This is a genomic window from Candidatus Obscuribacterales bacterium, assembly GCA_036703605.1.
In the GTDB taxonomy this organism is placed as follows: Bacteria; Cyanobacteriota; Cyanobacteriia; order RECH01; family RECH01; genus RECH01.
Genome location: DATNRH010000003.1, coordinates 1 through 4,596 on the forward strand (window position 1 = coordinate 1; position 4,596 = coordinate 4,596).

5 protein-coding genes are annotated in these 4,596 nt (G+C 57.2%); 2 read left to right on the forward strand and 3 right to left on the reverse strand.

The features are described 5' to 3' along the window. From V6D20_00095 to V6D20_00105, 3 genes are all read right to left on the reverse strand, one after another. The coding region (locus tag V6D20_00095) for a CoA-binding protein (GenBank protein HEY9814197.1) at positions 1-698 on the reverse strand (698 nt) is incomplete at its 3' end. A 189-nt stretch (positions 699-887) separates the two neighbouring features. Then, on the reverse strand, positions 888-1,367 hold the full coding sequence (locus V6D20_00100; GenBank protein HEY9814198.1) for an SH3 domain-containing protein: 480 nt from the start codon (positions 1,365-1,367) through the stop codon (positions 888-890). A 23-nt stretch (positions 1,368-1,390) separates the two neighbouring features. Beyond that, positions 1,391-2,893 carry an AAA family ATPase gene (locus tag V6D20_00105; GenBank protein ID HEY9814199.1) on the reverse strand — a complete coding sequence of 501 codons (1,503 nt, stop codon included), beginning with the start codon at positions 2,891-2,893 and terminating at the stop codon, positions 1,391-1,393. A 337-nt stretch (positions 2,894-3,230) separates the two neighbouring features. On the opposite strand from V6D20_00105, the gene cobA reads away from it, so the two are divergent. Beyond that, positions 3,231-3,977, forward strand: a complete 747-nt coding sequence (cobA, locus tag V6D20_00110) for a uroporphyrinogen-III C-methyltransferase (GenBank protein ID HEY9814200.1) — start codon at positions 3,231-3,233, stop codon at positions 3,975-3,977. Positions 3,978-4,052: 75 nt separating this feature from the next. Next, positions 4,053-4,596 (forward strand): uroporphyrinogen-III synthase (locus tag V6D20_00115; protein ID HEY9814201.1); only part of this gene is annotated, 544 nt, incomplete at its 3' end.

Sequence of the window (4,596 nt, forward strand, 5' to 3'; positions counted from 1 at the left end):
ATGACGATGCTGTGGGTGTGGGGATCATCACCGAGGTAGTAGATCAGGTCGCCCCAATCCACATCCAGCATGGAGCCGACGGAGATAAACGCACTGAAGCCCACATTTTCGGGAAAGCTCCAGTCCAGCACGGCGGTGCAAAGAGCGCCACTTTGGCTAATAAAGCCCACGTTGCCAGGGCGGGCCATAGCGTTGGCAAAGGTGGCGTTCAGCCCTGTGCGCGGGTTCATAATCCCCAGGCAGTTTGGCCCAATCAGCCGCATCTGGCTCGTCTTCAGTTGCTGGCGAATCTCTTCTTCTAACACCAGGCCAGGCGCGCCAGCTTCCTTGAAGCCTGCGGAAATGACAATCACGCCTTTAACGCCTGCCTGGGCACAGTCTCGAATTAATCCAGGTACGGTGGGCGCGGGGGTAACAATAATGGCCAGATCGACAGCATCTGGGATGGAGGCAATATCTGGGTAGGCCTTGATGCCCAGCACATTACTGCGTTTGGGATTGACGGGGAGAACCGTTCCTCCAAAGGGCGTGCGAATTAAGTTCCAAAGAATCGTGCGGCCTACACTACCTTCACGATCGGTTGCGCCAATCACCGCCACCGTTTGGGGGTTGAAGATGGCGTTGAGCGGTTGGCGATCGGCACGGAGGATATCGTAGGCGGGGTCAGTTGTGGGCGTCAGTTGCCTAAGCGTCGTCATAATAGTCTGCTCCTAACAGGGAGTCCCATAGGCATAGTAGCGATCCTTTTTCATCGCATTGACGACCTGTAAGGAAAGCTTTAGTAAGCGGAGGGAACTTAACGAGGAATTGCAGCGTAGAACACCAATGACAACCCACGATGGTTCAGGTAGAACGTTACGACCATGCCCCTCATCGGCAGGACGGAGTTAGTTGACCGGGGTGGTATTGCCAGCGCGCACCCAGCCTTCGATACCACTACCCGGCAGCCGCACGCGTAGCCATTCTTGGGTATCACTTTCACCCAGAATTTCTACTTCGGTGTTGTAGGCTAATCCGGTGATGCGGCGAGATTCTTGGTCGGGGTCTTCGCGTAGGATTAAGCCAATGGGCTGGGTGACGATCGCTGTGTAGCCTTCCTCATCTTCCTCATCGGATTCATCCGGCTCTTCGTCCTCGGCAGTGGCGGACGGATCGGGCTCCTCCGGCACATCCGCAAAGACCTCCGGGGGAGATTCGGCTTCGGGGGCTGGGTCGCTTGCTTCGCTATCGTTGGCAAAGACAGGACGCTCCGGTACGGCTGTTAGTTTGGTAATCAAATATCGGGTCGCTCCAACTCCGGCCACGAATAGTAGAGCGATCGCCAAGAAAAAGCCCAGTAAAAATTTAATCAGTCCAAGCAGGCGCATAGCGTCAGTCCGCAGAAAAACAACTAGGGTGAGATGCGAGGGCCCAGCCCACCTCGGGAAGCCAGACGGGCTTTGCCAGCAGCGGCCCAGTCTTGTAGAGCCTGGATTTGCTCTTGGGCGGTGCGGGCTAGGGGCACGATTTGGCTGGCGGCTTCGAGAATGTCATCGGTGGTGAAGTCGCGGTTTTGGCTGAAGCCAATGTGCATCGCTTCGATCAGGATCTGCTCGATTTCTGCACCGGAAAAGTCGGGGGTTTCGTAGGCGAGGCGATCGAGATCGTAGGTTTTAAGGGTATGCGATCGCAAGCGAGACAGGTGAACCGTAAAGATTGCGTTACGCTCCTCCTGGGTGGGCAGCCCCACAAAGAAGATTTCATCAAAGCGACCCCGGCGCAGCAGTTCTGGCGGCAAGGCCTGGATATTATTGGCGGTGGCAACGACGAAGACGGGCGATCGCTTCTCGGCCATCCAGGTGATAAATGTGCCAAAGACGCGGCTGGTGGTACCGCCATCGCTGCGGCCGTCTAGCCCGGTAAAGGCCTTGTCAATTTCATCAATCCACAGGACGCAGGGAGCCAGGGCCTCGGCTAGCTGCACCATCTGCCGGGTGCGAGACTCCGATTCTCCCACCAAACCTGCAAACAGCCGTCCCACGTCCAGCCGCAGCAGGGGTAGGTGCCAGTGGTGGGCGATCGCTTTGGCGGTGAGAGATTTCCCGGTGCCCTGAATGCCCACCAGCAGCAACCCGCGAGGATAGGGCAGGCCATACTGACGAGCCTTGTCTGAGAAAGCATTGCCGCGCCGCAGCAGCCAGTCTTTGAGGTTATCCAGTCCGCCAATGTCGGACATCTCTTCTTGGGCGGGGTAAAAGTCGAGGATTTGGGTTTGGCGAATGGTCTGGCGCTTTTCTTCCAGCACCAAATCCACATCCTCAGGCAGCAGTTGCCCATGGGACGCGATCGCCCTAGCCAAGACCCGACGAATGCGTTCGAGGGACAGCCCCTGGCTAGCCCGCACCAGGTCATCAAGCACCGTATCGCTGAGCCGTTGCCCCAGCCCCAGCATCAGCCGCTGGATTTCCTCCGAAATTTCCTCGGCATTGGGTAACGAAAATTCCAGCACCGTAAAGGCATCACGCAGGTCATCGGGGATAGTAATCTGAGGCGCGACAATCACCAAATTCTTGGGCTGAGACTTGAGCAGCCGCATCAGGTTCCGCAGTTTACGGGAAATAGACACATCATCCAAAAAGCGATGGAAGTCCCGCAGAATAAAAATGGCTGGGGCCGAAGCCGGTAGCTTTTCAATCAGCTCTAGCGCCTGGAGGGGATTGCGCCGCCCAAAGCCCGTATCATTGGGATTGCCCTGGTAGCCATCGACAAAATCCCAGGTGTAGATGCTGCGATTGCCCTGCTGCTTAGCACAGTCAGCGATCGCTTGCTCAACCCGTTCTTCCTCCACCGTTGGGATGTAAATTAGGGGATAGCGGGCTCGCAGGAGCAGTTCAAATTCGTCACGAAAAGTCATGGTTGGCGTTGGCACATGTTGAGGCTGTTTGAATTCTAACGGGTTCGCTGACCAGGTCAGCAGGAAAACCTCTTGATGGGTAGGATGCGCGAGGCGAAGCCGTAACGCATCAAAGCTTGACAAGACATGGGTTACGGCTAGCCCCCATCCTCCTAAACCACGGTTTTTGCACCACGGTTTACGTTATGACCATGCCTACAGCAATCTAAGCCACGGTTTTTACACCAGGCGGTGCGTTACGGCTTCGCCTAACGGCACCCTACGTCACGTCATCAGAGTTTATGCGCGCTCAGACCATCAGGAGACCTTACATCAGGAGACATCAGAGATAACGGCCATGGAACAACAGCCAGGTAGGGTGTATCTCGTGGGCGCGGGGCCGGGGGATGTGTCCTACCTCACGATGCAGGCACGGGAGATCTTAGCGATCGCTCAAGTGCTGGTATACGACGCCTTGGTGGATGAGCGGCTGCTGGATCTCGTGCCCGCCGACTGCCAGCTCATTGCCGTGGGTAAGCGCGGCGGGCAGCCCAGTACGCCCCAGGCTGAGATTAATCAACTTCTAGTGCAGCATGGCCAGCATCAGCAGGTGGTGCGGCTCAAGAGTGGTGACCCGTTTATCTTTGGGCGCTGTATGGCAGAAATTCAAGCGCTGCAGGCGGCGGGCTGTGAGTTTGAAGTGGTTCCAGGACTCTCCACCGCCCTGACAGCTCCGTTGCTGGCGGGCATTCCCCTCACCGATCCGGTGTTGAGTCGGAGCTTTGCCGTGGCCACAGCCCACGATGTCGATGCCCTCAACTGGTCTGCCTTGGCACAGATGGAAACCCTAGTGCTCCTCATGGCCACGCGCAACTTAGCCGAGATTATCAACCGCTTGCAGCACCAAGGGCGATCGCCCCAGACCCCGATCGCCATTATCCGCTGGGCAGGCCAACCCCAGCAGCAGGTTTGGACAGGCACCCTACAAACGATCCTGCAGCAAACCAGTCGCCAAGCTCTATCCCCAGCGGTGGTTGTCATCGGAGCAGTGGTGGGGTTGCGCCCCTTTTTGCAGCGCGATATCGGGCAGGATTCAGGAGCGTAAGAGGGGAGATCAACCGTTGTTTCCAATCCCTCAAGGGTGTATTTGTGAGAGTAGTCTGTCGTGAGTTGGTGAACGGTGAACAGTTCGGAGTCAAGTTTTCTGCCTACGTCGTCCTCCCTAGCCCTATCCGGTAAAACCGTTCTGGTGACGCGGGCAGCGGGACAGTCTAGCGTCTTTACCCAGCATCTGCAGCGCCATGGAGCTACGGTGCTGGAAATGCCGACCCTGGAAATTCGTCCGCCCTCTAGCTGGCAGCCGTTGGATGAGGCGATCGCTCTCCTAGATCAGTTCAACTGGTTGATCTTGACCTCGGTGAATGGCGTGAATGGCATGTTCGACCGTCTGGCCCATCATGGGCGCGATCGCCTCCCCGCCACGCTCAAACTAGCGGTGGTCGGACAAAAAACGGCCCAATGTTTGCAGCAGCACGGCATTCAGCCAGACTTTATTCCTCCCAACTACGTCGCCGACTCGCTCATCGACCATTTCCCAGAGGAGCGCGCCCAGTTGAAGATTCTCTTCCCTCGGGTAGAAAGCGGCGGGCGAGATGTGCTGGTGCGGGCATTTACCGAGCAAGGTGCCCAGGTCACCGAGGTGGCGGCCTATGAATCGGGCTGTG

What these genes read in the sequence shown, in the direction of transcription:
- V6D20_00100 (HEY9814198.1), bottom strand. Translation starts at nt 1,367, where the DNA reads ATGCGCCTGCTTGGACTGATTAAATTTTTACTGGGCTTTTTCTTGGCG.
- V6D20_00105 (HEY9814199.1), bottom strand. Translation starts at nt 2,893, where the DNA reads ATGACTTTTCGTGACGAATTTGAACTGCTCCTGCGAGCCCGCTATCCC.
- cobA (HEY9814200.1), top strand. Translation starts at nt 3,231, where the DNA reads ATGGAACAACAGCCAGGTAGGGTGTATCTCGTGGGCGCGGGGCCGGGG.